We start from the raw sequence: 1,483 nt of genomic DNA, 5'->3' as shown, positions 1-1,483 counted from the left end.
CTACAAGACAAGATTGTCGGTTTGGATGCCGGAGCGGACGATTACATAACGAAACCTTTTGAGATGGATGAATTACTCGCGCGTCTTCGTTCCTTGAAACGGCGCAATTTTGCTCCTATTCAATCGGATGTTGTGGCATTCAGAACATTTTCATTAAACCGGAGTTCCCATCAATTATTTCGAAATCAGGAAGAGATTATCCTCAGCCAGAGGGAGTATCAGCTTCTTGATTTATTTCTTCAGAACATAGGCTATGTATTGACGCGAGAAGTTATTTTAGATCGCATATGGGGAGTTGGCAGTGACGTATCCTATAAAAATGTGGATGTCACAGTAAAGATGCTGCGGGACAAATTGGAATCTGGGCTTGAACAGCCGATGATTCACAGTATTAGGGGGGTGGGTTATCGATTTGAGAATGAAATTTCTGAAAAAGGCTGATGTATTTGTTCAAACTGAGCGAAAGTTAACCTTTACCTACACCTGGCTAATCATTCTATTCTTAGTGCTGTTCTCCATCATTGTTTCTGTCTTTTTTGGCGGTATGGCATACCGAGAAAATCGTCTATCGATTCGTACTACGATGTATGCGACGGAGAATGGCAGACCATTGATTCCAGATCTACCTAGTTCTGATAATGCAGATTTATACTTTTACTATCTGGTGAATAGCCGCGGTAACGTGGTTGAAGGCAGTGAGATTTTTCCGCCGAATAAAAGCTATAATCTAGAAACGATTCAAGAATGGCATCCCAATAAGGACGAGTTCCGCCTAAAATGGCTTTCGGTTCCTCATAATCATCATGAGGGTAAAAGTTTAATGGATAGGGACAGGCTGCTATTTGTTGGGGCACGTCCAGCGACTCTGCTAGACGGCCAGAAAGGTACGATATACGTTGCTAAAGATGTGACTTTTTATTTGGAGGTATTTCAAAATCTTCTGGTCGTGTTTCTTTTTATTCTTGTGATCTTTTTTATAGCAGCGGTATGGTTAAGCTTGACCATGTCGAAGAAGGCGATGATCCCTATTCAGCGGTCATATCGGCAGCAGCAGCAATTTCTAGCGGATGCTTCACACGAACTTCGGACCCCGTTAAGCATTATGAACACCTCACTGGATGTCATAGAGATAGAAAATGGAAAAGATTTTACTTCCTATACGAAAGAAGTCATCATGGATATGAAAGAAGAAGTAGGTCGGATGAGCCACATGGTTCAGCATTTGCTCTTATTAGCGCGTTCCGATTCTGGGTCAGTCGAATTTGAGATTGTTGTTTTTGACTTAGTCCCTAGGATGCGCCAGTGGGTCCAAGCCTTTGAAGCTATTGCCAACCAGAAGGGCATTGTTTTGGACGCGCATTTGCCTAATGAGTTGTCTGTTAAAGGTGATATTGAGCGGATTAAGCAGCTGGTGTATATTCTTTTGGACAATGCGATCAAATACACACCTATGAGTGGGAACATTGGTGTAGTCGTGGAACAT

At 42.3% G+C, this 1,483-nt stretch carries 2 protein-coding genes; both read left to right on the top strand.

Annotated features, from left to right (window positions below; genetic code table 11):
• Window positions 1-441, top strand: a 441-nt coding sequence (locus tag AC1DUA_RS37280; RefSeq protein ID WP_477504515.1) for a winged helix-turn-helix domain-containing protein, incomplete at its 5' end; no start/stop codon positions are given.
• On the top strand, window positions 419-1,483 hold a 1,065-nt coding region (locus tag AC1DUA_RS37275), incomplete at its 3' end, for a sensor histidine kinase (RefSeq protein WP_477504516.1). The genes AC1DUA_RS37280 and AC1DUA_RS37275, both read left to right, overlap by 23 nt.

It is taken from the genome of Paenibacillus sp. 01T422 (assembly GCF_056398785.1).
Note: the sequence above shows the minus strand (reverse complement) of the source record. Positions and strands in the feature narration are given on the sequence as shown.